General features: G+C 58.3%; 29 protein-coding genes and 2 pseudogenes. 14 read left to right on the top strand and 17 right to left on the bottom strand.

The genetic code is table 11. The features are described 5' to 3' along the window. A pseudogene (locus NW870_RS06830) lies at positions 1-331 on the bottom strand (RNA-guided endonuclease TnpB family protein); the annotation flags it as partial. Positions 332-443: 112 nt separating this feature from the next. Between NW870_RS06830 and NW870_RS06835 the strand changes: the two are divergent. The 3 genes from NW870_RS06835 to NW870_RS06845 all read left to right on the top strand — a co-directional run bounded on the left by NW870_RS06835 (position 444) and on the right by NW870_RS06845 (position 2,428). Then, positions 444-632 carry a TOBE domain-containing protein gene (locus NW870_RS06835; RefSeq protein ID WP_414374567.1) on the top strand — a complete coding sequence of 63 codons (189 nt, stop codon included), beginning with the start codon at positions 444-446 and terminating at the stop codon, positions 630-632. 152 nt (positions 633-784) lie between these two features. Then, positions 785-1,831 carry a GntR family transcriptional regulator gene (locus tag NW870_RS06840; protein ID WP_414329340.1) on the top strand — a complete coding sequence of 349 codons (1,047 nt, stop codon included), beginning with the start codon at positions 785-787 and terminating at the stop codon, positions 1,829-1,831. A gap of 114 nt (positions 1,832-1,945) precedes the next feature. Further along, complete coding sequence (locus NW870_RS06845) at positions 1,946-2,428, top strand: hypothetical protein (RefSeq protein ID WP_414374569.1); 483 nt, start codon at positions 1,946-1,948, stop codon at positions 2,426-2,428. 60 nt (positions 2,429-2,488) lie between these two features. Here the strand turns inward: NW870_RS06845 and ribB are convergent. The 13 genes and pseudogenes from ribB to NW870_RS06910 all read right to left on the bottom strand — a co-directional run. After that, positions 2,489-3,637: pseudogene (gene ribB, locus NW870_RS06850) on the bottom strand (3,4-dihydroxy-2-butanone-4-phosphate synthase); the annotation flags it as partial. 143 nt (positions 3,638-3,780) lie between these two features. Beyond that, positions 3,781-4,950 carry a molybdopterin-synthase adenylyltransferase MoeB gene (moeB, locus tag NW870_RS06855; RefSeq protein ID WP_414374571.1) on the bottom strand — a complete coding sequence of 390 codons (1,170 nt, stop codon included), beginning with the start codon at positions 4,948-4,950 and terminating at the stop codon, positions 3,781-3,783. Positions 4,951-4,952: 2 nt separating this feature from the next. Beyond that, a complete protein-coding gene (locus NW870_RS06860) occupies positions 4,953-5,234 on the bottom strand; it encodes a MoaD/ThiS family protein (RefSeq protein WP_011433658.1) in 282 nt (93 codons plus the stop codon). Positions 5,235-5,480: 246 nt separating this feature from the next. Next, the gene (locus tag NW870_RS06865; RefSeq protein WP_011433657.1) at positions 5,481-5,969 is read right to left on the bottom strand and encodes a M67 family metallopeptidase; all 489 of its coding nucleotides are present in this window, start codon (positions 5,967-5,969) and stop codon (positions 5,481-5,483) included. A 161-nt stretch (positions 5,970-6,130) separates the two neighbouring features. After that, complete coding sequence (locus NW870_RS06870; protein WP_414329336.1) at positions 6,131-6,427, bottom strand: DUF6464 family protein; 297 nt, start codon at positions 6,425-6,427, stop codon at positions 6,131-6,133. 119 nt (positions 6,428-6,546) lie between these two features. Continuing rightward, positions 6,547-7,980 (bottom strand): argininosuccinate lyase, encoded by a 1,434-nt coding sequence (gene argH, locus NW870_RS06875; RefSeq protein WP_414342441.1) that lies wholly within the window; start codon positions 7,978-7,980, stop codon positions 6,547-6,549. Between the two features lie 153 nt (positions 7,981-8,133). Beyond that, the gene (locus NW870_RS06880; protein WP_414356446.1) at positions 8,134-8,352 is read right to left on the bottom strand and encodes a hypothetical protein; all 219 of its coding nucleotides are present in this window, start codon (positions 8,350-8,352) and stop codon (positions 8,134-8,136) included. 471 nt (positions 8,353-8,823) lie between these two features. After that, positions 8,824-10,458, bottom strand: coding sequence for a PP2C family protein-serine/threonine phosphatase (locus tag NW870_RS06885; protein WP_414374573.1), 1,635 nt, complete (start codon positions 10,456-10,458; stop codon positions 8,824-8,826). A 159-nt stretch (positions 10,459-10,617) separates the two neighbouring features. Then, complete coding sequence (locus NW870_RS06890; RefSeq protein WP_414374574.1) at positions 10,618-11,787, bottom strand: glycosyltransferase family 4 protein; 1,170 nt, start codon at positions 11,785-11,787, stop codon at positions 10,618-10,620. Positions 11,788-11,926: 139 nt separating this feature from the next. Then, the gene (locus tag NW870_RS06895; protein ID WP_414374576.1) at positions 11,927-13,471 is read right to left on the bottom strand and encodes an MFS transporter; all 1,545 of its coding nucleotides are present in this window, start codon (positions 13,469-13,471) and stop codon (positions 11,927-11,929) included. A 150-nt stretch (positions 13,472-13,621) separates the two neighbouring features. Continuing rightward, on the bottom strand, positions 13,622-13,966 hold the full coding sequence (locus tag NW870_RS06900; RefSeq protein ID WP_414329330.1) for an MgPME-cyclase complex family protein: 345 nt from the start codon (positions 13,964-13,966) through the stop codon (positions 13,622-13,624). A gap of 73 nt (positions 13,967-14,039) precedes the next feature. Continuing rightward, the gene (locus tag NW870_RS06905) at positions 14,040-14,510 is read right to left on the bottom strand and encodes a hypothetical protein (RefSeq protein WP_011433648.1); all 471 of its coding nucleotides are present in this window, start codon (positions 14,508-14,510) and stop codon (positions 14,040-14,042) included. A 161-nt stretch (positions 14,511-14,671) separates the two neighbouring features. Next, positions 14,672-15,790: a class I SAM-dependent methyltransferase gene (locus tag NW870_RS06910; RefSeq protein ID WP_011433647.1), complete on the bottom strand. Its 1,119-nt coding sequence runs from the start codon at positions 15,788-15,790 to the stop codon at positions 14,672-14,674. A 255-nt stretch (positions 15,791-16,045) separates the two neighbouring features. On the opposite strand from NW870_RS06910, the gene NW870_RS06915 reads away from it, so the two are divergent. The 9 genes from NW870_RS06915 (at position 16,046) to NW870_RS06955 (ending at position 22,219) form a co-directional block, all read left to right on the top strand. Then, on the top strand, positions 16,046-16,702 hold the full coding sequence (locus NW870_RS06915) for a response regulator (RefSeq protein WP_414374578.1): 657 nt from the start codon (positions 16,046-16,048) through the stop codon (positions 16,700-16,702). Continuing rightward, the gene (locus NW870_RS06920) at positions 16,702-17,394 is read left to right on the top strand and encodes a queuosine precursor transporter (RefSeq protein WP_414374579.1); all 693 of its coding nucleotides are present in this window, start codon (positions 16,702-16,704) and stop codon (positions 17,392-17,394) included. The genes NW870_RS06915 and NW870_RS06920 overlap by 1 nt, the downstream gene beginning before the upstream one ends. A 142-nt stretch (positions 17,395-17,536) precedes the next feature. Beyond that, a complete protein-coding gene (gene psbZ, locus NW870_RS06925; RefSeq protein ID WP_011433643.1) occupies positions 17,537-17,722 on the top strand; it encodes a photosystem II reaction center protein PsbZ in 186 nt (61 codons plus the stop codon). A gap of 332 nt (positions 17,723-18,054) precedes the next feature. Then, on the top strand, positions 18,055-18,573 hold the full coding sequence (locus NW870_RS06930; protein ID WP_414374581.1) for a DUF2808 domain-containing protein: 519 nt from the start codon (positions 18,055-18,057) through the stop codon (positions 18,571-18,573). A gap of 231 nt (positions 18,574-18,804) precedes the next feature. After that, complete coding sequence (locus tag NW870_RS06935; RefSeq protein WP_414374582.1) at positions 18,805-19,638, top strand: undecaprenyl-diphosphate phosphatase; 834 nt, start codon at positions 18,805-18,807, stop codon at positions 19,636-19,638. 85 nt (positions 19,639-19,723) lie between these two features. Beyond that, complete coding sequence (locus NW870_RS06940; protein WP_414374584.1) at positions 19,724-19,861, top strand: DUF4351 domain-containing protein; 138 nt, start codon at positions 19,724-19,726, stop codon at positions 19,859-19,861. Positions 19,862-20,177: 316 nt separating this feature from the next. Next, positions 20,178-20,789 carry a hypothetical protein gene (locus NW870_RS06945; RefSeq protein WP_414374585.1) on the top strand — a complete coding sequence of 204 codons (612 nt, stop codon included), beginning with the start codon at positions 20,178-20,180 and terminating at the stop codon, positions 20,787-20,789. 18 nt (positions 20,790-20,807) lie between these two features. Further along, positions 20,808-21,440, top strand: a complete 633-nt coding sequence (locus tag NW870_RS06950) for a hypothetical protein (protein ID WP_041436643.1) — start codon at positions 20,808-20,810, stop codon at positions 21,438-21,440. Then, positions 21,440-22,219 (top strand): hypothetical protein, encoded by a 780-nt coding sequence (locus tag NW870_RS06955; RefSeq protein WP_011433638.1) that lies wholly within the window; start codon positions 21,440-21,442, stop codon positions 22,217-22,219. Before NW870_RS06950 ends, NW870_RS06955 begins: the two co-directional genes overlap by 1 nt. A 37-nt stretch (positions 22,220-22,256) precedes the next feature. Here NW870_RS06955 and NW870_RS06960 read toward each other — a convergent pair whose 3' ends face one another. Both NW870_RS06960 and NW870_RS06965 read right to left on the bottom strand, forming a co-directional pair. Then, positions 22,257-23,819 carry an NAD(P)H-hydrate dehydratase gene (locus NW870_RS06960; RefSeq protein WP_414374588.1) on the bottom strand — a complete coding sequence of 521 codons (1,563 nt, stop codon included), beginning with the start codon at positions 23,817-23,819 and terminating at the stop codon, positions 22,257-22,259. Between the two features lie 56 nt (positions 23,820-23,875). Further along, a complete protein-coding gene (locus NW870_RS06965; RefSeq protein ID WP_414342431.1) occupies positions 23,876-24,277 on the bottom strand; it encodes a VOC family protein in 402 nt (133 codons plus the stop codon). A gap of 149 nt (positions 24,278-24,426) precedes the next feature. On the opposite strand from NW870_RS06965, the gene NW870_RS06970 reads away from it, so the two are divergent. Both NW870_RS06970 and rpe read left to right on the top strand, forming a co-directional pair. Beyond that, positions 24,427-24,738 (top strand): hypothetical protein, encoded by a 312-nt coding sequence (locus tag NW870_RS06970; protein WP_414374589.1) that lies wholly within the window; start codon positions 24,427-24,429, stop codon positions 24,736-24,738. Between the two features lie 105 nt (positions 24,739-24,843). Continuing rightward, positions 24,844-25,554, top strand: a complete 711-nt coding sequence (gene rpe / locus NW870_RS06975; protein WP_011433633.1) for a ribulose-phosphate 3-epimerase — start codon at positions 24,844-24,846, stop codon at positions 25,552-25,554. 103 nt (positions 25,555-25,657) lie between these two features. Here rpe and NW870_RS06980 read toward each other — a convergent pair whose 3' ends face one another. After that, complete coding sequence (locus tag NW870_RS06980; RefSeq protein WP_414374590.1) at positions 25,658-26,437, bottom strand: hypothetical protein; 780 nt, start codon at positions 26,435-26,437, stop codon at positions 25,658-25,660. Between the last annotated feature and the right edge of the window lie 6 nt (positions 26,438-26,443).

Below are 26,443 nucleotides of genomic sequence, written 5' to 3' on the forward strand. Positions count from 1 at the left end.
AGTCTTTTTGACGGAACGAGAAGATGCGTGCGTCGTAGGTAGCGAACCTACGCTTGAACTCTTTAACTGGACGGTTGCGCTGTCTCGCCACTTTGCGGGCGCCGGCCACCCGTCTGCAGACCTGTTGGGCCAAGTTGCTAGACAAGCCGAATCGGGCGCGAATCTCGTAGTAGCAAAGGGATTGGAGTTTGACCGCATTGACGATCTTCTCCGGCGTGTTCTGGTTAACCCAGTTCAGTGCCTGCACAAAGGCATCCATCGTCGCGTCCAATTTAACGGCTTGCGACGGGGACACCTTGAGCTTGCAGGAGATGGTCAGGACTTGGCTCATAAGTTCATTGTACTTCATCAAAGCGCTTTCCTCCCGACACTGACCCTACGGGTACAGTGCGGGGCTCCTGCGCTAGTAAGCTGAAGAAGGGATCCCCGATGGCCACTGCCGCTTGCGGGGACGGATTTGCGACACTGCTTATCTAGGGGCTTTCATTCGCTATCAGGTATGGGTGTCGGGCTGTGAGGTGAAACTTTTGGCTGTGCAACCCAACCCCGGCCTGAATTTGCAGCAGTTGCCGGAAGGGACGGAGGTGACTTTAAGTTGGGATCCCAGCCGGATGCACCGCATCCCCGAATAGGGCTCTCAATCCCGATCTCCTCTGGAGCTTGTCTATCCGGCGTCGGCGCTATCTTGCAGGCAGTTGACACTCCCGCCGACTGAAGTCGAGGGATTCTTACGTAGCCCAGAAACGGGCTCGCAACGGCGTTGTCAAAGGGAGAAAAGCGGGCCATGATGCGCATTTCCATCCAGCCGGGGAGCGGGATCCCTGGCTCCGTGCAGCTCTTTAATTTGCTCTGCTTCGCCATTGCCTGTGGGCAGTTTCCTCCCGGCTGCCGCCTGCCCAGCACCCGTCAATTGGCTATGCAAACAGGCCTGCATCGCAACACCATCCACAAGGTTTACCGCCAATTGGAGGCTATGGGCCTGGTGGAAACCCGCGCTGGATCTGGCATTTACGTGAGCCGCTCCGCCCGCCAGGTGGTTAACTACTCTCGCGGCCTGGGGGAAAACCTGGATCGATCCCGACAGGTCCTGGAGCAGGTGCGCCAGGGCATCGACCAGCTGCTGCAGCAGGGGTTTTCTTTGGAGCAGGTGCGGGATCTGCTGCTAGCGGAGATCGATTGGCGATTGCGCTGCAGTGCCCAAGTGCTGGTGTGTGTGCCCAACCGGGATTTGGGTACAGGACAACTGATGGCCCAGCAAATCCAGCAGACTTTGGGCATCCGGGTCCAGTTGGTGCCCCTGGAGGAGCTGGCCACCGTTCTGGATCAGATCCATTCCGGCACTGTGGTGACGCTGCACTATTTTCTCAGCGCCGTCGAGGCCATTGCCCAACCCCGGGGGGCCCGTGTTCTGACAGTGGAGGTGTCCGACTACGCCCGCGAAATTGCCCTGATCCGCCAATTGCCTTCCTACGCCTGTCTGGGGCTGGTGAGCATCAGCACTGCCCTGCTGGAGGTTGCCGAGGTGATCGTCCACAGTCTGCGGGGAGACCTGCTGGTGCTGACGGCAGTGATCTCGGATACGGAACGGGTGGGATCCCTAATCCGCCGCGCCCATACGCTGATTTGCGATGAGGCCAGCTACCCCACCCTGCGGGTCTTGGTGCGCCAAGCCCGAGCCGATCTAATCCGCACACCCAACCTAGTCTGCGCCACCCCCCACATCGGAGAAGCAGCCATGGCCGAGCTGCGACGGGAATTGGGTGGGATCCCTGGAGCCGGAGGGGATAGAGAGGCGGGCGGCAGCGGTTTGCAGAGTAAAGAAACGCATTAAGCCTTGTTGCAGGTGAGCCATTTTGCGGATGACAGGCTGCCCAAGATCGTGCTTAAGTGAAAATACGGTAAAAGCTCTCTCATTTTGATTCATCGCTGATCAGTCTTTACACGCATGGTGATCCTCGACTACGCCTCCGCCAATCACGACTATGTGGCGGTTACACGGGAAGGTTTCTGGGAGGCCATCCGCTTCCAAGACCATTTTTACGTCTTCAACCGGGGCTTTTCTCAGCTGCAAGAGGCCATCGCCAGTTGCCGCTACGACATGGATCACGGATCCCTGATCAGCCTCGTGGTGGTGCGCCCTCAGGGCTATGAAGTGTGGTCGCAGGTGGGATCCGACATTCCCGTCTTGCCGAAGCAACTCTTGAGCCCCACAGCCAGGGACTCCGTCTCGCCGGCGCGCCAGTGCTCCGCACCCCTGTCACCAGAGCGGAAGCGTCGCATAGCAATGACGGCTCCATCGGGGCCCGAACGTCCTTTCTGGTCTTTCTGGGGCTGGGGATCCAAGGCTTATGTGGTGGATGGCGAGCCGGCTGCACCCCAGTCTTTGTTTTACCGCAGCCCTCGGCCCTACAACGCGCTACAGGCTTGAGCCGGAATCGGTTGCGCCAGCGTCGTGCAGCAACAGTTTCAGGGAACAGGACGGCTCCACATGCAAATTGAGATCCGGCTCTTCCACCAGCAGGGGCACGCGCTCGGCCACTTCCAGGCCAAATCCTTTCAAGCCGCTGATGTGGCGAGAGGTGTTGCTGATCAGGCGCATTTTGCGCACCCCTACATCCCGTAGGATCTGGGCGCCGATGCCGTAATCGCGCAAGTCCATCGCCACCGGTGGCGCGGTTTCAGAAAGTCCCAGATCTTGCCGGGCGTAGGACTTGATTTGCTCGATGAGACTCAGCTCCTGCTCTTGCCGGCGCAGGTACACCAGCACCCCCTTGCCTTGGTGGTCGATCATTTTCAGGGCGGCGGTCAATTGGCGGCGACAATCGCAGCGCAGGGATCCCAGCGCATCCCCTAGGGGACACTCCACATGGACGCGCACCAGGACGGGCTCAGCGGCAAATTGGGCCGGATCCCCTTTCACCAGGGCCAGGTGCTCGACTTGGTTGAGGCTATCGCGGTAGCCGTAAACCCGAAACTGGCCAAACTCCGTTGGCAGGGTGGCGGCAGCCTCTCGGTGAACCAGTTGTTCGGTGCGCAAGCGGTACTCGATGAGGTGGGCGATGGTGATGATCTTCAAATCGTGCTGACGGGCATATTCGATCAACTGGGGCAGGCGGGCCATGGAGCCGTCTGGGTTTTGGATCTCGCAGATGACCCCCGCCGGATACAGCCCGGCCAACATCGCCAGATCCACCGCCGCTTCCGTATGGCCAGCCCGTTTGAGCACCCCGCCCTCCCGTGCCCGCAGCGGAAAGACATGCCCAGGCCGGCGCAGATCTTCCGGTCGCGTGTGCGGGTGAATGGCCGCCTGAATGGTGCGAGAGCGATCGGCGGCGGAAATGCCGGTGGAAACTCCAGCCTCTGGCCCAGCATCAATGCTGACGGTGAAGGCAGTTTGGTTGCTGTCGGTGTTCTGCCCCACCATCAGCGGGATCTTCAGCTCATCGAGGCGGGATCCCTGCATGGCCAGGCAGATAAGGCCCCGCCCGTAGGTGGCCATGAAGTTGATAGCTTGGGGCGTGGCAAACTGGGCAGCACAGACCAGATCCCCTTCGTTTTCTCGGTTTTCGTCATCGACCACGATGACCATGCGACCACACTTGAGGTCTTCGAGGGCTTCGGGGATGGAGTGGAAGATCGTTTCTGTCTCGGCCTGCGGGATGGCACTCATGGAAAAGGGGACGCAAAAAGGGAAAACCTGGCACAGCCGGCTCTGGGCACCGGATCTGCCGGATCTATGCTAGAGCAAACCGGGCGACAGGTAGGGATCCCAAGACAGAGTCAGTACTTGGGAATCGAGGGATCGTAAGCCTCTGCCCAGGCGAGGATCCCCCCGCGCAGGTTTTTTCCTTGGATCCCAGCAGCTTGCAGGATCTTCAGGGCTTTGGCCGAGCGTGCCCCACTCTTGCAGTGGACGATCAGCTCTGAGCCGTTAAGGAGGCGACGCACCTGCTCCACCCCGTCGCCGTTTTCAATTTGGGGCAGGGGGATCAGGTGAGCACCAGGGATCCGGCCTATCTCCCACTCATTTGGGTTGCGCACATCGACCAACACAAAGTCTTGGTGAGCATCCATCCGCGCTTTAAGCTCGGCCACAGTGATCTCGGGGATCTCTGTCTGGCCAGCTTGTTCTGTGGCTTGGGCTGGCGGGATCCCGCAGAACTGTTCGTAGTCGATCAGCTCAGTGATGGGCGGAGTAGCCGGGTTTTTGCGCAGCTTCAGCTCCCGGAAGCTCATGTTCAGGGCATCGTAAAGCAGCAGCCGCCCGCTCAGGGTTGTGCCCACGCCCAGCAGGATCTTCACGGTTTCGGTAGCTTGAATAACACCGATGATGCCGGGGAGGATCCCCAACACTCCCCCCTCGGCGCAGGAGGGCACCAGTCCTGGTGGGGGCGGCTCGGGGTAGAGATCCCGGTAGTTGGGCCCATCTTCGTAGTTGAAGACCGTCGCTTGTCCCTCGAAGCGGAAGATCGAGCCGTAGACATTGGGCTTGCCCGTCAGCACACAGGCATCGTTCACCAGGTAACGGGTGGGGAAGTTATCGGTGCCATCCACAATCACGTCATAGTTGGCAAACAGCTCCAGTGCGTTGTGGGCCTTCAGGGCGGTGTTGTAAACATCCACTTGACAGTGGGGGTTGATCTCCAGGATGCGGTTCTTGGCCGATTCCACCTTCGGCTTGCCCACCCAGGAGGTGCCGTGGATCACCTGCCGCTGCAGGTTGGACACATCCACCACATCAAAATCGACAATGCCGATCCGCCCCACGCCGGCTGCCGCCAAGTACAGCAACAGGGGCGAGCCAAGGCCGCCTGTGCCGATGCACAGCACTTTGCCCGCTTTCAGCCGCTTCTGTCCTTCTAGGCCCACCTCGGGCAGGATCAAATGCCGAGAAAACCGCTCCATCTCCTCGCGGGAGAGGCTGACTTGGCTGGTGTCCAGGTTCAACATGCTCACAACCCTCCAGCAATAGCGGGAACGATGCTGATGACGGCTTGTTCTCCCACGGGGGTGTTGTTGCCTTGGGGCAACGTGCGCACATCCTCGTCGTTGAGGTAGACATTGACAAAATTGCGCAGCTTCCCATCCTCGGTGTAGAGGTGGCGCTTCAGCTCGCCATAGCGGGCGATGAGGTTGCCCATCACTTCGCCGACATTGCTGCCCTCGATCTCGACAGCTTCCAGGTTGTCGGTGTAGGGGCGCAGGGGAGAGGGGATCAGAACTTTGGTTGCCATGGGAGTTCGGGGAGAGATCTTGGGTATCTACTGGAGACTTTTGAGGATCCAGAGGATCTGGGCTGACCTATCCGTTTGTCGATCTTGTTGGGGCTGTCTACTGACTTTGAGGATTCAGCTATGTTACAGACAAGGTTCAGCACTAGACTACCGCTTTTTCCGGTGGCACCCATCCCAGCTTTCAAGGATCCCAACTGTACTTAGCCGTGAACTTCAGCCTCAAACAGCGGCAAAGCCCAAACGACTCTAGCTTGCCAAAGCCGGGAGTGGGGGGATGCGAATGTCTTCCAGCATCTGCATCGGCTCCCGTTGGGGCTGCTCCTGCTCATCCAAAACCCAGCTCACCACCTCTTCTGCCTTGCCCTCGCGCACACTGACGATCACACAGGAAAAGCCCCAAGGAAAAGCATGCTGCCGATCAAACTCGGAGGGAATGGCCGCATGGTTGGGATGGGAATGATAGGTGCCCAGGATCCCCAGCCCTTTGCGCACCGCATGGTCGTTGGCCCGCTTGAAATCCGCCGGATCGATCAAGAAGCGGCGGCGGCTGGATTCCCCGTCTGCCAGAGGGTTTTCCGCTTGATCCCAGGTGTTGGTCACCGACCAAAGCTCGTGGATGATCTTGTCGGATCCCCGGATTTCCCCAATTAAAATGCCGCAGCTCTCGTGGGGAAAGGCTTGTTCGCCGTGCTGGCGGATGCTGTGAAGGTGGTCTGCCGAGAGGTAGAGGGCCATGAATCTCGCCTTTGCCGATGGAGTTACCGTTCTTTTATTCTGGCACAAGTTGGCCGGGGATCCCTCAACTTAGCTACAGCGGATGCCATTGGGGCGCAACGGGCAGGCCGTTCCGCAGAGGCCGCCGCTGCTGAAAATGTTCGGCCACCAGTGTGGCGCGGTCAGACCCGTCCATCGAGTGAACCCAGAGGTGGCTCTGGCTTTGGAGGGGTGACGGGGGCATAGTGGGGGCAACCCTGGCACGGCCCTTGGGGATGGACGGCACAGCGCAACCAAGCCGAGTGGGCACTGAAAACACAAGAGGGATCCCCCAGGGGTGGGCCAAATTCGCCGGCCCGTTGACGGCGCAGCAGCACCACTTGCCGTCGCCAATCTTGCAAAAATCGGCTGTAGGCGCGTTCCCGCCAGCGACGCTTGGCCGCATTTTCGAGGACGTGGGCGGTGAGGTTATCCAACATGGAACGATACCCAGGGAAGAGGCCAACAGGCTGGGAGTTGCGTTGGATGGCTGAGAACCTCAGGATGGCACACACTGGCGAGAAGAACCCAAGAATTGCAAACTCTCCTTGAGTTCAGTTTAAGTTTGTGGAGTTTCTTCCGATGGCTCTGGCTGCTGGTGGCGGGCCTGGGCCCGTTGCAGGGCTTCTCGCACCACAGCAAAGCCCGTTCCCCCGGCGCTGAGCCGCGTGGCCACCACCTGGCGGGGCTCAATGGCCGTCAAAATGTCCGCCTCAAAGGCCGGGTGGAAGGTTTTCCAGCGCTCCAAGGGCAGATCCCGCAGCAGGATCCCCTCTGCCAAACAAATGCGCACAATCTGCCCCACCAAATCATGGGCTGTGCGAAAGGGGATCCCTTTGCGCACCAAGTAGTCGGCCACATCGGTGGCGTTGGAGAAATCTTCCTGCACAGCAGCCGCCATGCGCTCAGGTTGAAATTGGATCCCTTCCCGCAGCAGAAGGGTCATCGCCTCTAGGCAGGCTTTCAGGGTATCGACCGTGTCGAATAGCCCCTCTTTGTCTTCTTGGAGATCTTTGTTGTAGGCCAGCGGCAGCCCCTTCAAGGTGACCAACAAAGCCTGGAGATGGCCAAACACCCGCCCCGCCTTGCCGCGCACCAACTCCGGCACATCGGGATTTTTCTTCTGGGGCATGAGGCTGGAGCCGGTGGCACAGGCATCGGTGAGGGTGACAAAGCCGAACTCCTGGGAAGCCCAGAGGATCACCTCTTCCGAGAGGCGGCTGAGATGCACCAAAATCAAGCTGGCGGCAGCGTGGAACTCCACCAGGTAGTCTCGGTCGCTGACGGCATCCAAGCTGTTGGCGCTGATCCGCTCAAATCCCAGCAGATGGGCGGTGAGCTGCCGATCAATGGGCAGGGAAGTGCCGGCCAAAGCTCCGGATCCGAGAGGACAGACATTCGCCTCTTCCCGCACCCGCCCCAGCCGTTGCCAGTCTCGCCAGAGCATTTCTTCATAGGCCAAGAGGTGGTGGGCTAAGCTAATCGGCTGAGCCCGTTGCAGATGGGTGTAGCCGGGCAGGATCGTCTCCAGATGCCGCTCGGCCAAGTCCAACAAAACTCCGCGCAGCTCCCAGAGAGCTTGACGAAGGTGATCGATTTGATCCCGCAGATAGAGGCGCAGATCGGTGGCCACTTGGTCGTTGCGGGAGCGCCCGGTATGCAGTTTTTTTCCCACTTCCCCCACCAAAGCCACCAAACGACGCTCGACGGCATAGTGGACATCCTCTGCCTCTGGATCGGGCCGGAAGGTGCCGGCAGCCGCCTCCTGTTGGATCTGCTCCAATCCCTGCCGGATCTGGTCGGCCTCTTGCCGGGTCAGGATGCCACAAGCGGCCAACATTTGCACATGAGCCAGGGATCCGGCCACATCGTAGGGCAGCAGGCGGATGTCGAAGCCGATGCTGGCGTTGAAGCGGGCGATGGCAGGATGCAGGGATCCCTCAAAGCGCTGGCTCCAGGGGCGAGGGGTGGAAGTTACCGTCGGCTCAGACATTGGCTGGGAACCGGAAGAATGGGGAGAAGGATTGACCACCGTAGGAAGACCCCACTGCAGTTGTGGAGAAAAAACACAGAAACCGACCGCCGACGGCCAAAACCCCGCCGGCCCAGGCCCAATGGATCCAGCTAGAGCAATGGTGACAAGGCCCTAGTGGGAGCTGGTGATGCTCTTGAGCATGTAGCCCACTACGATCCCTGCCAAGAGCGCCCAAATTTGGCCCGATTCCACAAAGCCATTCCAACCCTTGCGGATATCGCCCAGCACATCCTGTCGGAACACCTGCCCGACAATCATTTCCGTCTGGAAAGCCGCGGGGGCCGGCAAGTAAACCGAGGCGGTTTCAGACCCAGAAGGAGAGAAGTTCATGGTTGTACCTCAGGTGTAGATAACACAGTGCAGCCAACCTGGTAGCTCCACCAGCTAGAGCGTACCGCTCTGAAAGACCTACGAAACGCCAACAAACACTTCCACTCACACCGGCGGCGCGGAGTGCTCAGCGTCTGCCGCGCTTCTGCTTTCTTCCTGCCTTAACGAACTATGGCTGGCAGCAGAGATCACCCCCACTGCCCCGCCAGAGGGATCTCCACAGGCGTGACTTCCCCGCAAGCTGCAGGTAGCCGCTCCTTGCTCTCTGAGAGAGCTACACAGACTAAAGCTGGAGCAGGCTTTAGCCCATGCAGAACGCATGCCAGAACTAACCAACTAGCCTAGTAGTCCGGCAAAACCACGTCAACCAACCCACCGTTGCTGCCCAGCCCAGTAGCGTTGAGTAGCTTGCTTGAGCTATTGTGAGCGTTGCGGCCTGCTGTCATTAACCCTGAGTTTGAACTTTTTTAGCTAGGCTGGCTCAGAGTCCGGCAACACCTTCAACACCACCAGCGTTGTGTCGTCCACGGGCTCAGGCCGCAGGGAAATTTCATCCTGCAACAGGAGCTCTGGATCCGCAGGCAGCCACAGGGGAAGAGGATGGGATCCCCGACGGCCTCGGAAGGCATCCATCTGCTCAAACAAGCTCTCCAAAATGTCTTCGGGGGAGTCGTAGCGACGGGCAGCGTACTGGATGGCGTCCATCAGCCCAGAGGTTTCCAAGCGCTCGCCGCGGGTGTTGGCTGTCTCCGTGTAGCCATCGGTGTAGTACACCACCACATCCCCGGGTTGCAGTTGCACGCAGCTTTCCGAGTAGTGGCTGTTTTCTTCCAAGCCGATCAGCGCCCCCTCTGTGTCCAGGGGTTGAATTTCTCGGGTGCGGGCCTGCCACCACAGGGTGGGGTTGTGGGCCGCGTTGCTGAAGCAGAGGCGATGGGAGCGGGGATCGTACTCCGAATAAAACAGGCTGATGAAGCGATTGGAGTTTTCCAGGTCACTGTACATGGCCCGGTTCAGATGTTGCAGAACACGGGCCGGCGAATGGCGGTTGAGGGCCTCCGCCCGCACCATGGCGCGGGTCATGGTCATCAACAGGCCGGCGGGCACCCCTTTGCCCATCACATCCCCAATGACGATGGCCAAGCGAAAGCCTGCCGTTTCTTCAGATGAGTCGGATGTTTCCAGGCGTTCGCCGGGAATCTTGATGAAGTCATAGTAGTCGCCCCCCACTTTGCTGGCCACCCGGCAACGGGCTGCCAGGCGAATGCCTTTGACTTGAGGGCACTCGCGGGGTAGCAGTTGGGTCTGGATGTAGGAGCCGATCTCCATCTCTTTTTCCAGGGCCATCTTGCGGCGCAAGGCTGCCGTCAAGCGATCGTTTTCGATGGCCACCCCCGCCTGATCGGCGACCAAGCGCAACAGTTGTTGGCGACGTTCATCCCAGTGGTAACCAGGCTGACGGCTGAAGACGTACAAGCGACCCTGGACAGAGTTGCGAATCAGCAGCGGCGTGCCGAAAAGGCGTACATCCGGCCCCAAGCTCTGGCGGAACCGTTCGTCCAAGAGGTGTTCAAGGGCAGGGATCTCAACAGACAGGGATCCCTCCGTTTTGAGAATGGGCTCTTGAGCCGAGAGGGTCTGGGTAATTTGCTCCATCTCAGCCCGAATCTGCTCGCGGTGATTGAGATCGGAACAATGCAGTTGATCCAACTGGATGGTGCCGTTGGGATTGAACAAAACCAGGGCTCCGCCTTCGGCATCGGTCAGTTGGCTGGCCACAAAAGCCGTCAGCTCCAGGATCTGGTTCAAGTTGTTAAAAGAGCGCAGAGCAAAAGCCAGCCACGCCAGCAGATACTGCATCCGATGGTGTTCTCTCTCCAGTTCTGCCACCCGATCCGGCATTGCAGGGGCAGGCACAATGGCCGGCTTGACCTCCGGCAGCTCTCTATCATCGGACGCAACGGCACCTGAAGAGGTGGGATCCTCATCCTGGCCGGTCTGAGCTGAGCGCAAGTCCCCCGAATTGTCCGTAGGCGGCAGCGACGGAGCATTGGGGGGAAAGGGACTTTTGCCTGAATCCTGGGCCAGCAAGGACTCTGACCCCAAAGAGCTCGACAGCCCGGCAGAGGGCTGCCCTGAAACGGCCTTTTGGGGGCTGTGATCATCCATCGGGAAGGCTGGCTTAATCCCTTGGAAACGTAACGAAACAGCTTAGCAAAAATCTCACAAGCTTTATCACACAAAGATCAAGATCCTCATTTTCCCTCACACCCGGCGAGGCTGACGGGATCCCTGGCACAGCTCTCGGTAGAGCTGTTCCACCTGGTTGATGTTGTGGCTGAGGGTATAGCGCTCCAGCACCCGCTGGCGGGCCTTCATCCCCAGCAGTTGGGTAAACTCCCGTTGATCCCGCAGCAAAGGCAACAGCGTTTGCAGCTCCGCCGTCACCCGTGTCGGATCCAGCAGGATCCCGGCTCCATCGGCCAAAACCTCGCCATCGGCACCCACATCGGTGGCCACTGCTGCCAGCCCACAGGCCATCGCCTCCAACAGGGACAAAGAGAGCCCCTCGATTAAAGAGGGCAAAATAAACACATCGGCTCCTCGCAAGATCTCGATGCGTTGCTGCTCGTCGGCAATATAGCCCAGCCAGTGGATCCCATGTTGAAGGGTGTAGAAGGGCTTGAGGGTGTTGAGCAGCGGCCCATCCCCCACGATCAGCAGACCACACTTCTCCCCCATTTGGGAGTGTTTCCAAGCCTTGAGCAGGGCCTCCAGGTTTTTCTCCGGCGAAACCCGCCCCTGATAGACGAAGATCCGCTCCAGTCCCAACCGCTGTTTGAGGGTGGAGGGCCCAGGCGCATACTTGTCCACATCCACACCATTGGGAATGACCACCACCTGTTGGGGGCGCACCCCCAGCTTGACCAAGATCTCCCGCTGCGTTTCCGAGAAGACGATGGTGCGGTGATAGTTGGCCAAACACGGTGCGTAGAGCTGGTAGGCCAAGTATTGGGTGCGAGAGGCGATGTTGCGCCGCCGTCGGTCGAAGGCCGGGTGGAAAGTAGCCACCAGCGGCTGGTTGAGCTCAGCGCAGATCTCCGGCAACACAAAGTCGATGGGAGAAATGGTCAAGGAGGCATGTACCAGATCCGGCTGCAATTCCTTGAGGGCCTGGGTGAGCAACCGCTTGGCGTTGGGGGCCGGGATCGTGTAAATCTGCGATTTGTACAGACAGGGGAGGGAAACGTCTCGACGATCCAGCTCCGCCCTCCAGCCTTCACCACCGGGATCCAGAGCGGGCGATTGGCCGTCGTTGGTGAAGTGAAAAAAGCTAACCTGATGTCCCCGATCCAAAAGGCCGTTGGTCACCTCGCGGCTATAGGTGACGTTGCCACAGAAAGGTGTTTTTTTGCCTATCCAGGCGATGTGCATGGGCGGATCCCCGCGGAGCTAAAACGCTGAGCTGCAAAGGGAGTCTCGATGCTCAAGCCTCTACAAGAGTAGCAGAGTTAGCTCCTGCCTTGGCCCGTCCCCTCGGAAGAGGATATCCAACCTCGCGCTGCGGCAGGATTTACGAGACCTCTCTGCCCAATAGGCTCCAGGTGTACAGCCCCGCCAGCCCCGCCAGAACAGACAGGGCCACAAACATCCAGGGAAGGCCAAGGCGGGCTTCTGCCAATCCCGTGAACACCAGCGGCAAACTGAGGGCAATGTTGGCGGCGTTGTTCTGGAGCCCAAAAATCTTGCCCCGCAGATGGTCGGGCGTTTCCTCTTGGATCAAGGTTTGCATCGGCACCGCCACCAGAGCCCCGCCACAGCCCAACAGGGCAATCCAGCCCAAGCTGGGCAGCAACCAGTGGGTCGTCCAGGAGAGGGCTGCCAGAGCCCCACAGAGCAGCAGGGATCCCAGGCCAACCCAGGCGCGGCGGCTCACCCGTCGGCCCGTATGGCCCACCCAAAAGGCGCCGATCCCCATGCCTAGGCCAGCAGCGGCCAACAACACCCCGAACTGATCCGGCTTCAGCTCTGCCATCACTTCAGCCATGCGCACCGCCAACACTGCCAGCGCCGCAAACAGCGAGTAGAGCACCACCACCTGCACCAAGGCAGCTCGGATCAGGGGCATCTGGCTGACATATTGCAGGCCCAAGCGGAGATCTTCCCAGAGGTGGGGGACTTCCCAACGCCGGGGCTCTAGCTTCTCGTGGGGTTGCAGCAGCAATAGCAGGGATCCCGCCAAGAGGTAGGCTCCCCCCACCAACAGCTCCGGCCCCACTTCCCAGCCCGGCAACCAATGGCGTACCCAACGATCTGCCAGGGTTAACAGCGGCTCCCCCACGGCAAACCCGACGATCAGCAAAGCCATCATCGTGGTGGTGTACAGGGAGTTGGCCGCCAGCAGCTCTCGCTTCGGCAGGATCAGGGGCAAAGTCGCCTGCTCGGCAGGAGCAAAAAACTGGGTCAGAACCGAGACGGCAAAGCTCACCAGCAACAGCCCCGCAAACCCCAAGGGGATCCCCGGCCAAAGGTCGCGCCCGGCAGTGAGCCAGAGCAGCGGCGGCAACAGCAGCACTAGGATCCCACGCCCCAGGTTGGAGAGCACCAACACCCCTTTTTTCAGCCAGCGATCCACAAATACCCCTGCCAGGCTGCCCAATAGCATCGCCGGCAGCGTAAAAGCCAGCATGATGGCCGAGACCCAACCGCTGATGGAAGCCCCTTCCGGCTGAAATTCGCGGGCAACCAACCCAATCAGCAGCACCAACAACACCTTGTCCGCCAACTGGGAACACGCCTGCCCCATCCACAGCAGCAGGAAATTGCGCCGGCGCAGCACGGTTACAAAGTTGCTCAGGCCCGGCTCAGACAGACCTTGATCTTCCTTCTCTGCTTTTTGCCCCTTTTCGGGATCCTCAGGGGGTGGCTCTGGCAGGGGATCCCCAGGAGAACACTCCGGCGAGCTGAGGGCGGGGCTTGCTGTCGGCTCAGGCAAGAGAGCTTCTGACTTCAGCCCCCAAGTTGGCGTTGACGCAGGTGGGGGATTCTGGAGAGGGGAACTGGGGTGGCAGATCCCTGCCCCTCCCTCCGGCCAGCCCCATCGTTGCTCCCAAGTCATGATGCTCCCCAGGTGACCTACCCATTTCCCCGACGTCGGCCCCACAACAGAATGGGATCCCGTCAGCAAACAAAAGTGGAAATGGGGTGCCCCGATCTTATCTTGGCCCGCCTTCCAATCCACCAACCCAAATCTTGGGAATCGGCAGGCCTAGCTTCCTGCGGCAGACAAGGAGCGCAAGGGATCCGGGATCGACTCGCTGGGAGCCACAAAGCTGCCCTTCTCTACAAAGGTTAAGCGCAGGCTCAGCCAACGAATAAAATCCGCGTTGGTGGATACCACTGCCCCCAGGGGCTCCTTCAACTTGTCCCGCAGGGGCTTTAACTCTGGAGCTTCCATGAAGGCCGGCTGGGGCACCCAGAAGAAATCGACAGGGCAATGGCGCTCCTCGCAGTATCGACGACGCTCCTCCAGCACCTCTTCCAGAGGCTCAGAACGTAAGAAAGACAGGCTGGCAACGACAAAATGATAGGTAGTCGGTTCGGCAGCAGACATAAGATTGCTGTGGAACTGTGTTGAGAATAAAGGCTAGAGCCGGGCGTCCACCGCTCCTTGCAGATCCTCTCCCTCAGAGAGAGGCAGATTTGAGCAGATGCGGAGCCGGATCGCGGGAGCTACACAGCGGCTGACAGTCTTCCAACTGCCGGAGAACGGGTAGCCGCGCCATGACTTCCTCAGGGGGCATGGAGTGTTCTGAAGCCTGCTTGAGGGTAGGTAGAGCCTGAGCTGCCCATTCCCGAGCCCAGGGAGCGGACTCAGGAGTTTCCTTCTCCTCCAACAGCTCTTGGCAAAGGGCAGTTGAGCGCTCCAAGTCGCCGCTGCCCTGATAAGCCATAATCAGAGCCACACGAGCCAAAACGCATTCTTCCGGATCTGCCCTCGAGCCATTGCGCTCGCTCAGGCGGCGGGACAAACTCTCTTGTCTTTCTTGGATGGAACAGCAGTAGCAGAAGGACTCGAGAAGGTTGATCGCCTCCAGGTAGCGCTCCTGCTTGAGAGCAGTGATACCGGCGCGGAGGGATCCATGGGGGTGGGACATGAGCCTAAGTACAAGAAAAGAGTTCGGACGGACTTGCACCCAAGGGTTATCCAGTCAGTGGCCCGTCTTCTCATCCAAGGTTTCGTGTCTAAAACTACTATACACCCTCTGGACAAGTGACCGCCGATTTACTCTTCCTCTTAAGCTTGTGGAAAGGGCGCTCAACCCTTACGGGCTAGGGTGTAGGCGCTGACATAGTGAGTCTCCCGGCGCAGCACCGCACAGCCTGCCTGTTGCAGGCGCACCCCCAGATCGTCGTGGATGTAGTCGCGGTAGTAGGGTTCGTGGAAGGTTTGCATAAAGGCTTCCATCGTCTCCTTCAGCTCTGGCGAATCCAGCAGTTGCACCGAGTCGCAGATGACCACCACGCCCCCTGGCTTCACCACCCGACTCATCTCGTTGATGACATTTTGTCTGGCCGGGCCAGGCAGCTCATGAAAGAGAAAAACGCTGATGACGGCGTCAAAGGTGGCATCGGCATAGGGCATGGCCTCGGCGTTGGCGCGGATAAGCTGGGGCAGCTCCCCCGGCAGCTCCTGCAGCAGTCGGTTGGCCTTGCGCAGATAGGCGGGGGAAAGATCCAGACCGTACAAAGCCGCTTTGGGCAGGGATCCCCGCAGTAGGCGCAGCATCCGCCCCGTGCCACAGGCTACATCGAGGATGTGGGGGCTGACCAAGGTGGGATCCAAGGCATCTTTGAGCAGGCGAATCACCCGACGGCGCATTGCATCCGCTGTGCCCCCAAACAGCAGCTCCACCTGCAGGTCATAAAGCTCAGCCGAGCTGTCGCTCAGGTAGCCGTTGGTTTGGTAATGAAAATTTTGCAGGTAGTATTTCGGATAGCCCTCGGTGGAGATGTCTTGAGAAAACTCTTGGTAACGCTTGCTGTGAACCCGCCGAGTAATTTGCGGCAAATCCAACCACACCTGTGGGTAATAGCGGGCAAAGTCCAGCCAGGGGTTGTCGAACAGGAGCGCGTGAGGGTAGTACCCTGCCTCAGCATCTTGCCAGTCCGCTTGCAGGAGTTGTTCGTAACGGGCCCGCAACACCTGTAGCGTGTCAGCGCTCACCCGCACCTTGGCCCGCGGCGGCGGGGTCCTCCCGGAGGAGAAGCTTTGCAGATCCCTGAGCACGGAGAGCATCAGATCTGAAGCTTGGGTGGAGAGCGCTTTGTGGGCAAAGCCGAAGATGTTTTTGCCCCACTGAAAAGCGCGGTAGGCAGCTTCTCCAACTGGAGATGGGATCGGCAGCGACAGCTCAGGACTTAGTTGTAGGCTCATAACCCTGCAAGGTGCGAATGAAGAATGAAGGCTTAACGTTTGTTTACACTTAATTATAGCAAGGCGGCCACGCCGGGCCGGCAGCCGCTGGGCGCGGGGAAAACCTGGCGGAATTGGATCCCTGAGCACACCCCATCTGGCCAAGCAGGGGAGTACTCTAGTGGTGTCCTCAAAAGGATGTCCCCGATTGCCCTATGAGCTGGAGGAAGGGGCTGATCAGGTCGATTTGATAATGGGAAGAGGGAGCGCCTCAGCATGACAACCAAGACGGTGTTGGTCATTGACGATAGCATCATGATTCGCAAGATGGTGGCCAGCATCTTGGCCGATCAGTTCCAAGTGGTGGAGGCCAAAGACGGGTTGACAGGGCTGGAAGCGGCCAAAAAACATCACCCCGACCTGATCCTGCTGGATTTTGTCATGCCCAAGATGGATGGCTACGACACCTTGCAGGCCATCCGCCGCGAAGACAGTCTGAAAAATACTCCTATCATCATGATGTCGGGGCTGAAGGAACAGGTGACTGCCCGCATCCCTGAGCCCTTTGTCGATTTTGACTTTATCGAGAAACCGTTTGAGGCAGATGCCCTTTTGGCTCGCATCCAAAAGGCCCTCCAGGTCGCTCCTGCCGCCGCACCGGAGCCGGGATCCGAAACCAACACCCAACTGATTCTGAACCGGCTCACCGCCATCGAGACGCTGCTGATTCAAGGTACGGAAAACTTGATCCAGCGGGAGGTGGTGGCGCGGCTTTCTGGGATCAACCAACGCCTGGCGCGTCAGGAATCCCGCAGCAGCAATCTGGAGGCCCAGATCAGCAAGCTCGCCGGCGAAGTGGAGCGACATGCCCAGGGTTTGGCCTTGATCGTCAAGGAGCTGCGACAGATCCGTAAACTTCTAGGAGGATCCTGATGTCTGAGAGGGTTTTTGAGCGAGCTTATCGGCACCTGGATGCAGTGACGGCCCTCTTTGTGGCCGTGCTGCTGATTTCCAACATTGCCTCGACCAAGATCGTTCTTCTGGGGCCCTTTACCTTTGACGGGGGCACCATTCTCTTCCCCCTCAGCTATATCTTTGGCGACATCCTCACGGAGGTCTATGGCTATGCCCGCTCGCGACGGGTGATCTGGCTGGGATTTATCTCGGCGGCCCTCATGTCGGTAACGTTCATGATCGTGGGATCCCTGCCGGCCGCCCCCGACTGGCCCTATCAAGAAGCCTACGACCAGATTCTGGGCCTGACGCCCCGCCTTGTCCTGGCCAGCTTAATCGCCTATTGGGGAGGCAGCTTTGCCAACGCCTATGTACTGGCCCGGATGAAGGTGTGGACGCGGGGACGGTGGCTGTGGACACGCACCATCGGCTCTACCCTGGTGGGCCAAGCGGTGGACACGGGTCTGTTTGTCACTTTGGCTTTTTGGGGGGTGTTCCCCGGCCTGGGCAGCTTAATACTCTCCAACTATGTGTTCAAGTGTGCCGTTGAGGTGGCGTTTACGCCCCTGACCTATGCCATTACCGGCTGGCTAAAGCAGCAAGAACAAGAAGACTACTTCGATGTGGCAACCGACTTTAACCCCTTCCGCCTCCAGCCTGTATCCAGGTGAGTCCATCAACTGCCCCAACGGATTTGGCTTTGAGAGGGATCCTATTTTGGTATAGTCAGAGCGTCATCCTATTTATCCTGCTGCCATCCGGTGTTACCGGGAGCTTTTATCCAAGACAAGACTTTTGTGAGGGATCCGCAAGATGATGCTTGTTTTCCAAATTGCTTTGTTGGTGTTGGTGCTTTACAGCTTGCTCTTGGTGGTGGCGGTGCCAGTGCTCTACAGCTCAGCCAGCGACTGGAGCCGGGCCAAGAATGTGATTTTGGTGGGATCCCTGCTCTGGGTGCTGATGGTGATCGGGGTGGGGGTGCTGAGTTTCCTCAAGTGAAGAAGCAGTAGAAGGGCAGGGGCATCTTGCCGTTACAATCGGCGCTGTGGGGGGCTGCACTGTGGGTATGGTGGCCCAAAGTTCTTGTTGAGATCTCTGCCAGAACTGCGTACTTGCGCACCCCGGTGAGCCCTAGGCTCTCTCGGTAGAGGGGATCCCATCCCCTACAATGGACGGCGAGATGGCGGTCTTGCCACTGGTTAGGTTGGCTGCAGGTTGCGTTGGCAAGCTTTGAGGGTGCTGAGGTGTTTCAACCAGCGGAGGTTTGGGTGTTGAGAGCAGTGATGAGAGCAGGGAAATGTTCGCAGGAACTTGGCCTTGCTCGGCGAGGAATGAGGCTGGCCTTGGCGGGCCTGTTGATGGGGAGCCTGGGATCCCTGGTGATGCCCCATTCTGCAGAGGCGCAGTCGGGTTTGGTGATCACCGGCAGTGAAGGGGTGCCTGTCCTCAGCTATCGGCTCGATTTTGGCGGGGTTCGCAGTCGTTTGGATCGCTATCGCCTGACCATTCCCCCCCAGAATGTGGCGGTGGCAGAAGTGCAGATCAACGGGGACAGGAATTTCGATGGCCGCATCGATCCGGAAAGTGTCCGCCTGGAGGTAGAAGGCCGGCCTGTAGAGCTGGATCAAGTGTACTGGAACGAGGAGTTTCGCTCTCTAGAGGTGGTGGCCCGTCAACCCATTGCTGCCGGTCAGGAGATCCGTCTGGTGCTCTCCAACGTGCGCAACCCTTCATCTGCCGGTATCTACCGTGTGGAGGCGCGGGTACGGGGTACGGAACCCAACCCCCTCTTCCGGAATGTGGGCAACTGGCTGATTACCATTGAAGACCCAGAGCGGATTGGTTTCTGATCTATTGACCCGATGATCTGACCTACTGTTGATCTTTGCGGCGATCCTATAGGCACAGCCCTTTTGCGGGTCTGGGACAGCGACACCCAAGTTCCCGGCCAGTTGGGGTGGGATCCCTCTGCAAGTGTTTGTTCGCCGTGGTATGGGCTGCTGGAAAAAGCCGGAGTTCTGAGTTTTTCTAAGAATGGGGATTGTGCAAATCCGGCAAGTTTGGGTGGGGGAGTGTTTACCTTGTTGCTTGCTGACACCTGGTATCCCGATTGGTGGCAGGCTCTAATTTTGGGCATGGTGCAAGGGATCACCGAATTTCTGCCCATTAGCAGCACGGCCCATCTGCGGGTGTTTCCGGCTTTGGTGGGGTGGCCGGATGCGGGCGCTTCTTTTACGGCGGTGATCCAGTTGGGCAGTTTGGGGGCGGTGCTGATCTACTTTGCCTCTGACCTGCGCCAGTTGCTCCTGGGCTCTTGGAAGGCTTGGCGAGAACGAGATTTTCAGCAGGAGCCTTGGCGGCTGTCGGTCGGGATCTTGGTGGGAACGGTGCCGATTGTGGTGGTGGGGTGGGCCATCAAGGCCATTTGGGGATCCCCACCCCGCCAGTTGTGGGTGATCGCCACTGCAGCCATTGGCTTGGCTTTGTTGTTGGGCTGGGCAGAGCAAACGGGCAAACGCCAGCGAGACCTTCACAGCTTGGGCATTGGGGATGGGATCTGGGTGGGGCTGGCCCAAGCTTTGTCCCTGATCCCTGGGGTGTCGCGCTCCGGCTCGACGCTGACGGCAGGGCTGTTTCTCCATTTGCAGCGCTCGGCTGCCGCTCGCTACTCCTTCTTGCTGGGGATCCCGGCATTATTTTTGGCGGGGGTTGTGGAGTTTATCTCCGAGTTCGAGGCAGAGGCCCTGCTGCCGCAGGGGTTGGGGACGCTTTCGGCCTTCGTCTTTTCCTACTTGTCTATCGATTGGCTAATTCAGTTTTTGCAGCGCAGCAGCACCTGGCTGTTCATTGTTTATCGGATTGGCTTTGGCTTGTTTATTATCTTGGGTTTAGCGCTGGGGTTCCTAAGACCCTAATCAAGCTCAGTCAACTACAATCCACGGGGATCCCTGAGGTGGTCACTCCTTTCTGGCTGCTTTTCCCACTGAGAAGATTGGCAAAATGGGATCCCTGCCTGAGGAGGTGGAGGCTCAGATTCGGTCTTTATCGGTGGAGCGCTTGGAAGAGCTGGGTCTAGCCTTGCTGGAGTTCCAGTCGTTGATTGACCTCACCACCTGGCTTGATGGATTCAGCCATTAAAGGTTCTCCCCTTCAAAAAAGGGCTCCGTATCATACGCTGACGAATCTAAAGATTGGGCCTGTGTGTTGCAGCGCACTTGCACTTTGTTGAAGCAGATGTTAGTTTCTACTTGAGCATCAGGCTGCAAATCCAGTCTTGCTCTTGTCGGGTGATGAACGGTAGATCCTCCTGAGAGAGTTCCTTCTAGGGATCCCTGCCCTAATTTTGTGTTGCTTGTAGCTCCAATAGAAGGATTGCCGGATCCCTGTGGGGGTCACTTGTGCCACTTGAACTGCTAGAACCAAGGCGATTATGAACGGCCTCAGGATACTGCTTATGTTGATGCTCTCTTCTGTGTTGGTGTTGCTGTGTGGGTGCAGTGGCGGGGGAGGTTCTGCCCCCAGTGCAGAAGAAGAGCCCAATCCTGATCCCACTACTGGATTTGTGCCAGAAAATCCGGGTGAGGATCCCTCTCCAGATATGATCCCGGTCGATGAACTGGATAGATTGTTTCCGAATTTGCCACCGGATCCAGGGGAGGCGGGCAAGCAAACTTTGGAGGGGATTGATGCCGATGGAGATGGCGTGCGTGATGATGTGCAGCGCTGGATTTACCGCCGGTATCCCAATGATGAGCTGAAGCGGAAGGCCATGCTGCGATACGCCAAAGCTTTACAGGCAAGCATCGTGAATGTTGACAGGGATAGTCGAGACCAGGTGCGTGCAAGAGTGCTTGATGGTTTCCGAGCAATTCGATGTGCGCGGTTAGCATTTGGCGGGGCAAATGAATTCGACCTGATTGATGAAGTTGCTGAAGCAAGAAGGGAAGTGCAATTTCAAATGCTTAACACCCAGGAAAGAGTTATTGCAGATTTAACTGTTGATGCCAAGTTCTCTGGACAAGTCGTTGGCGCAGAAGAATGGACATGTACTGACCCAATTCGCTAGATTAGTGAGGATAAATGGATGTTCGGTCGAAATACTGTTCGTCTTGTTGTTTTATTGTGCTGTTGCCTGTCTGTACTGATTCTCAAGTCTTGCTCATTACCAAACAGACCAAATATTCACTCAGTTATTTCTCCCAATTTCAGCTTCAATACCGCTGCACTTGTCCTCAAGTCTAAAATTTACTATATTAACGGACTGGCAACTGAAATACGTGACGCTGAGGATAATCGTGATAGAATCATTGCTGCCATTGGAGGAAATGAAGAGAATGTATTGATCCGACTCAAAGACAATATTGGGTTCGAGCAAGACATCGCAAACTATCGGCTTGCTTACAGCATGGCTTTGGGAGGAATAACTGCGTCTGGAAATGTAACTCAAGCAGCAGACAACCCAACCTTTCAAATCGTTGCATCCATTGCACTCAAGATTCGGGAAGCACTGCCAGAACTGTCAGACCCTCAAGCGTGGCAATATGCTCGTGTTCTTCTAAAAGCCCCAAATGCAAATGATATTCTAAGGCCACTATTGCAAAGGTTTAATGTCCAAGAAACTCTAATTAATCTTCTTGGTCAAACAATGCAGAAAAAAATGAATGGCCAGGCTATTCAGAGTGGTTCCGCAGAATCGGTGCATTTGAAGATGGGGTGATGCTGCTGAAAGGCACTCGGAGCTTTGATGCAGGGGTTGGAACCCGGAATGTGGGGGTTTTGAACAAAGTGAATGCCCAGGGCCAAGTCTCGACGTTTGTGGATGATCTCCCATTTGGGGCCTTCGGAAGAGGAACTGCAGAATACCTATCCAACCTCGTTCAGGTGGGCAATAGCGTCGTTTTCACCCGGTATAGCTTCCCGGTGATTATGGCTCGGCAAAGTCGGGATTGGCTGCGTTCCTGTTGTGGTCAGGAGTTGCTGCAGGTGGATGCCACAGGGCAAACCACTCAGGTGATGGATTTGAGTGCTTTTTTCCCGCCTGGGTTTTCGCTTATCTCGGATAACTCCGCAACCAAGCTCGTCGGGCAGGAGTATTATTTTCTGGCCAATAACCAAGGGAATCCGAGTATTCTCAAGGCCAATCCCAGTCAGGGGCTAGCGGTAGTGGTGGATGGGCGGGTGATACGAGAACAAAATGGTGGAGATTCTGTACCCATCCGGGATATTGACCTACAAGGAGCCAACTTAGTGGCTTTGTTGGGGCAGAGTCGTCTTTTGGAAGATGCAGAAGGGTCTTGGCGCAGTGGGTTGGCACGGGTGTCCCCTCAGGGATCCCTGAGTCCGATTTTCCGGATCCCGCAGGATTTTAGCTTGCAGCCGGAGAAGATAGTGGTGGAGGATGCGGGCTTTGGTTTGGTGGCCTGTCCAAGGCTTTCGAGTAACCAGCCAGAATTCTATTCCTGTGCCCTTTACCGGGTGACCCCTAGTGGAGGGTAGGAGCAAGCAGGAAGGCTTGGGCTATGACTTAGAGTATTTATTCACCCGCCTGCGACACGGTATGAACAACTTCCTCCTGTTGAAGAGCTTGCAGCGCCTGGGGCAAATGCTCCGCCAGCCGTGCCGGATCCACTCCCGTTAGGCCGCGTTCTTGCGCCAGATGGACAGCCGCCTGAGCATGCCACCACACCCCCGCACAGGCGCAACTGAGCAGGGCGGGAGCGTCCAAAGGTTGACCGGCTTGAGCTCTTCTTCGCGCCACTAGGCCCCCGATCAAACCGGTCAAGACATCGCCGCTGCCACCGCGGGCCAAAGCCGGTGTGCTTTCCGGGTTCACCCAGCATTCCCCAGTGGGAGAGGCGATCACCGTCCGCGCCCCTTTCAAAACCACCACTGCTCCACTCTGGGCTGCCGCCCTTTGGGCTGCCTCGATGCGATCCCCAAGCGGGATCCCCGGAAAAAGCCGCCGAAATTCCCCCAGGTGGGGGGTGAGGATGGCCTGGATCCCGTTTTCTGGCAGGCGCTCTACCCCCATCTCCGCCAGAGCATTGAGGCCATCGGCATCGATAACCCAGGGGATCCCGGCCCAATCCCGCAGCAGGAGTTCCAGCAGCGGTAAGCGGGTTTCTCCCAAGCCCGGCCCCACGGCCACCGCCTGAAAGGGTTTCTCGGCAACCGGCGGCAGAGAAGGGATCCCTTCCCAGGCATGAACCAAAACCTCTGGCAAGGCGCTGTGGATCAGTCCTTTCAACTCCGCCGGCACCGCCATCGTCACCATACCCACCCCACTGGCGCGGGATCCCAGCCCCGCCAACACCGCTGCTCCAGCATAGGCTGCCGAGCCTGCCACCAACAACAGGGATCCCTGGCGGTATTTGTGGGTATCCAAAGGGGGATCCGCAGGAAAGTGCTGCCAAGGCCGCAGCAACAACCGGGGAACCTCATCCTCTGGGCAGGCCCAAGCGGGGATCCCAAAATCAACGCGATGTAACCGTCCTACCCAAGGCAGAGCTGCTTCCTGCCACAGCCCCCGTTTCCAAAGGCCAAGGGTATAGGTATGGCTGGCGCGAATGCAGCAGCCCCAGACTTCCCCGGTTTGGTCGTTGAGGCCAGACGGCAAATCCAGGCTAAGGATGGGGATCCCACTGCCATTGGCCCACCCCACCGCCCCCGCCCAAGGCTCCCCCAAAGGCCGGTTCAGACCGATCCCAAACAGGGCATCAATTAACAAATCGCAATCGGCCAGCTCTTCAAGACTCTCCACAAACTCTGCCCCCAGCGCCTTGAGATAGCGGGCGTGGTCTGCCGTCAGGGGTTTGAGATCCGGCTTGCCCAGCCACACCTTCACCGACTTTTGGGCCAGCCACAGCTCCCGCCCAACCACCAACCCATCGCCACCGTTGTGCCCTGTCCCACAGAGGATCCCAATGCGATGGGCTTGCGGAAAATCCTTCTGCAACTGAGCAACAACGGCCAGCCCCACCTTCTCCATCAGAGCGGCAACGGGCATGCCGGCAGAGAAGATCTGCTCCTCAATGCGCTGCATCTGTGCGGAACTGACCAGGCTGATGGCCGGATCGAACTGGCAACGAGAACCCATATCGCTACGCAACGCTGTTGCAACCGGCGGCATTGCTGAGGGGAGATGGCTCATGGCTAAGTTGCGCTAATCGAGCTTAGCTCTATCACATTCCCATCCGGATCCCGGACGAACACTGCCGCTCGCCCGGAAGCGCTCGGTTGCACCTCATACCCTTCCTGCCGCAGGCGAGCCTTCACCGCTTCCAAGTCATCTACCCCCAGCGCCACATGGGGATTACGCCCCCACTTTGAGGATCCCGTTCCGCTTCGCTGCCGTGGATCCATCGGCTCCTCGGCCACGATTAAATGAATTTGGGAGGAACCCACTTGATACCAAGCGCCGGGAAAGTCAAACGGCAACCGTTCCACCTTGGGGATCCCAAGCACCGTTCCGTAAAAATGTTCGGCTCTGGCCAGATCGCTCACCCAAAGGGCGGTGTGCAGGTGATGATAGGTTGGCTTTTGGGGGGCAGTCATTGTCTTGTTGGGAAATCTTGACCGTGGGGCTTTGCAAGGCCGACGCGAACATCAATATTTTCTCCGAACGGCAAGCCAAACCCGTAAGCTAAGGTGGAGCTAGCGCACCCGCGACAACCGTATCTTTGTTTTCGCACAGGGGTTGGCCCATGGGATCCCGCACCAAGTTTTTCGGCACGGTCTTGGCCATGCTGGCCGTGAACAGCATCTACATGCAGTTGCAGCAGCTTTCCCTGAGGCTGGAGGAAAGGGATCCCGCCCCCTCTGAGCAGTCTTCTCCAGAGCCTCAAAGCAGCCAGGACTCCGTCCTGCTTCCGCGAGCGGAACGGCTGGATCCCTGGCGTCGTGTTGCCCAAGTTTTGCAGGGGTTGCGGCTCGGCGATGCCGGCTTCAGAGGACTTCGTCCCGCCAACGCGAACGGGATCCTGTCGCCAGAGTCCGCGTCTCCCCTGGAGCCTTGAGTGCCAAGCTGAGAGGGGATATAACGCTTTGCAAAGGGGATCAAACCCCGTACCATAGAGGAGCAGGTTTCTCCGTTTCTCTGTTTTCAATCCCCAGGACTCACCATGGTGCAGCCGTCAGCAACCTCTGGGCAGAAGCCGATTGTCATCGCCCCTTCAATTCTTTCGGCGGATTTCAGCCGCTTGGGAGAGGAAGTGCGGGCGGTGGATGAGGCGGGGGCCGACTGGATCCATGTGGATGTCATGGATGGCCGCTTTGTGCCCAACATCACCATCGGCCCGTTGGTGGTGGAAGCCCTGCGCCCGGTGACGGCCAAGCCCCTGGACGTCCACCTGATGATTGTAGAGCCGGAGAACTATGTGGCGGATTTTGCCAAAGCAGGGGCCGATATCATTTCCGTGCACGCAGAGTCCAGCTCCACCATCCACCTGCATCGCACCCTCAGCCAAATCAAGGATCTGGGCAAGCAAGCGGGCGTGGTGCTCAATCCGGCCAGCCCCCTGGAGCTGATCCAATACGTGCTGGATCTGGTGGATCTGGTGTTGATCATGAGTGTCAACCCCGGATTTGGCGGGCAAAGCTTCATTCCGGCAGTGGTGCCCAAAATTCGCCAGTTGCGGGCCATGTGCGATGAGCGGGGCCTGGATCCCTGGATCGAGGTGGATGGCGGCATCAAAGCCAGCAACGCTTGGCAGGTGATTGAAGCAGGAGCCAACGCCATTGTGGCCGGTTCGGCAGTGTTCAAGGCCAAAGACTATGCAGAAGCCATTCGCAGCATTCGCAACAGCCGCCGTCCCGAGCTGGTGACAGTTTAAGGTGACAGTTCATTAAGGTGACAGTTCATTTTGAAGGAAACTGCTCCCTTACTGAAATCCGGCTTGACCCCAGCGCTGCGCTGAGCCAACTCCTCACGTGCCTTTAGCGCAAAGCAGCAGCCCCTTTCTGGGCAGCGTAAGGCCCCGTCCCGCTGTTGACGGCAGTTGTGCCCAGGCAATGGGGAGGCACATCGACGGAGGGGGGGATGATCGGCTGGGGCAAAGTGGGGCTGAAAAAAGTCTGACAAAAAGGCACGCGATTGCGCTGAATATCGGCAAGGTAGGGAGGAGGAATGGTGCCCAAATAGGCGCCCAGCACCTGCTGCTCGGGATCCTCTGGCAACACTTGGTAATACAACATCAGGCGATTATCGGGAAACCAGGCGCGGATCACCCTTTGCAGGGCCTTCAAGTTGAAGCCCGGCTCTTCAGGGTTGCGAATCAGGTGCATCCCCGCCAGGCGCCCGCCGACAAAATAGGCTTGCACATAAAACCCACGGGCATAGATGGGGGGCTCCAAGGAGTTCTGAGATGAAGGGGAATCGGGCAGGTAAAGGGCTTCACCCCCAGGACGCAGTTGCCAGCGGCTCCAGCGGGGATCCTCCCGGTCGCTGGAAATGGTCTCCCAATTGTTGGCGCGGGCGTAGCTCAAGAAGCGCTCCTCGACCATGCCCAGATAGAGCATTTCCATTTGCAAGGGCAGCCGGGCCCGGGTTTGCAACAGGGGCAGAGTGCGCACTTCTCCCTGCTTGAGCACCAAGGTCTCCCCCAGCGCCGGGCAAGGTTCCCACGCCAACAAAACTGTCAGGATCCCTGCCCCAACCGCCCGGCCAAGACAGCTAAGACCACGTCTTGCCGAAGCAAGCAGCAGAGGGGTGAGCATCTGTAT

Source organism: Synechococcus sp. R50.1 (genome assembly GCF_047462115.1).
Taxonomy (GTDB): domain Bacteria; phylum Cyanobacteriota; class Cyanobacteriia; order Thermostichales; family Thermostichaceae; genus Thermostichus.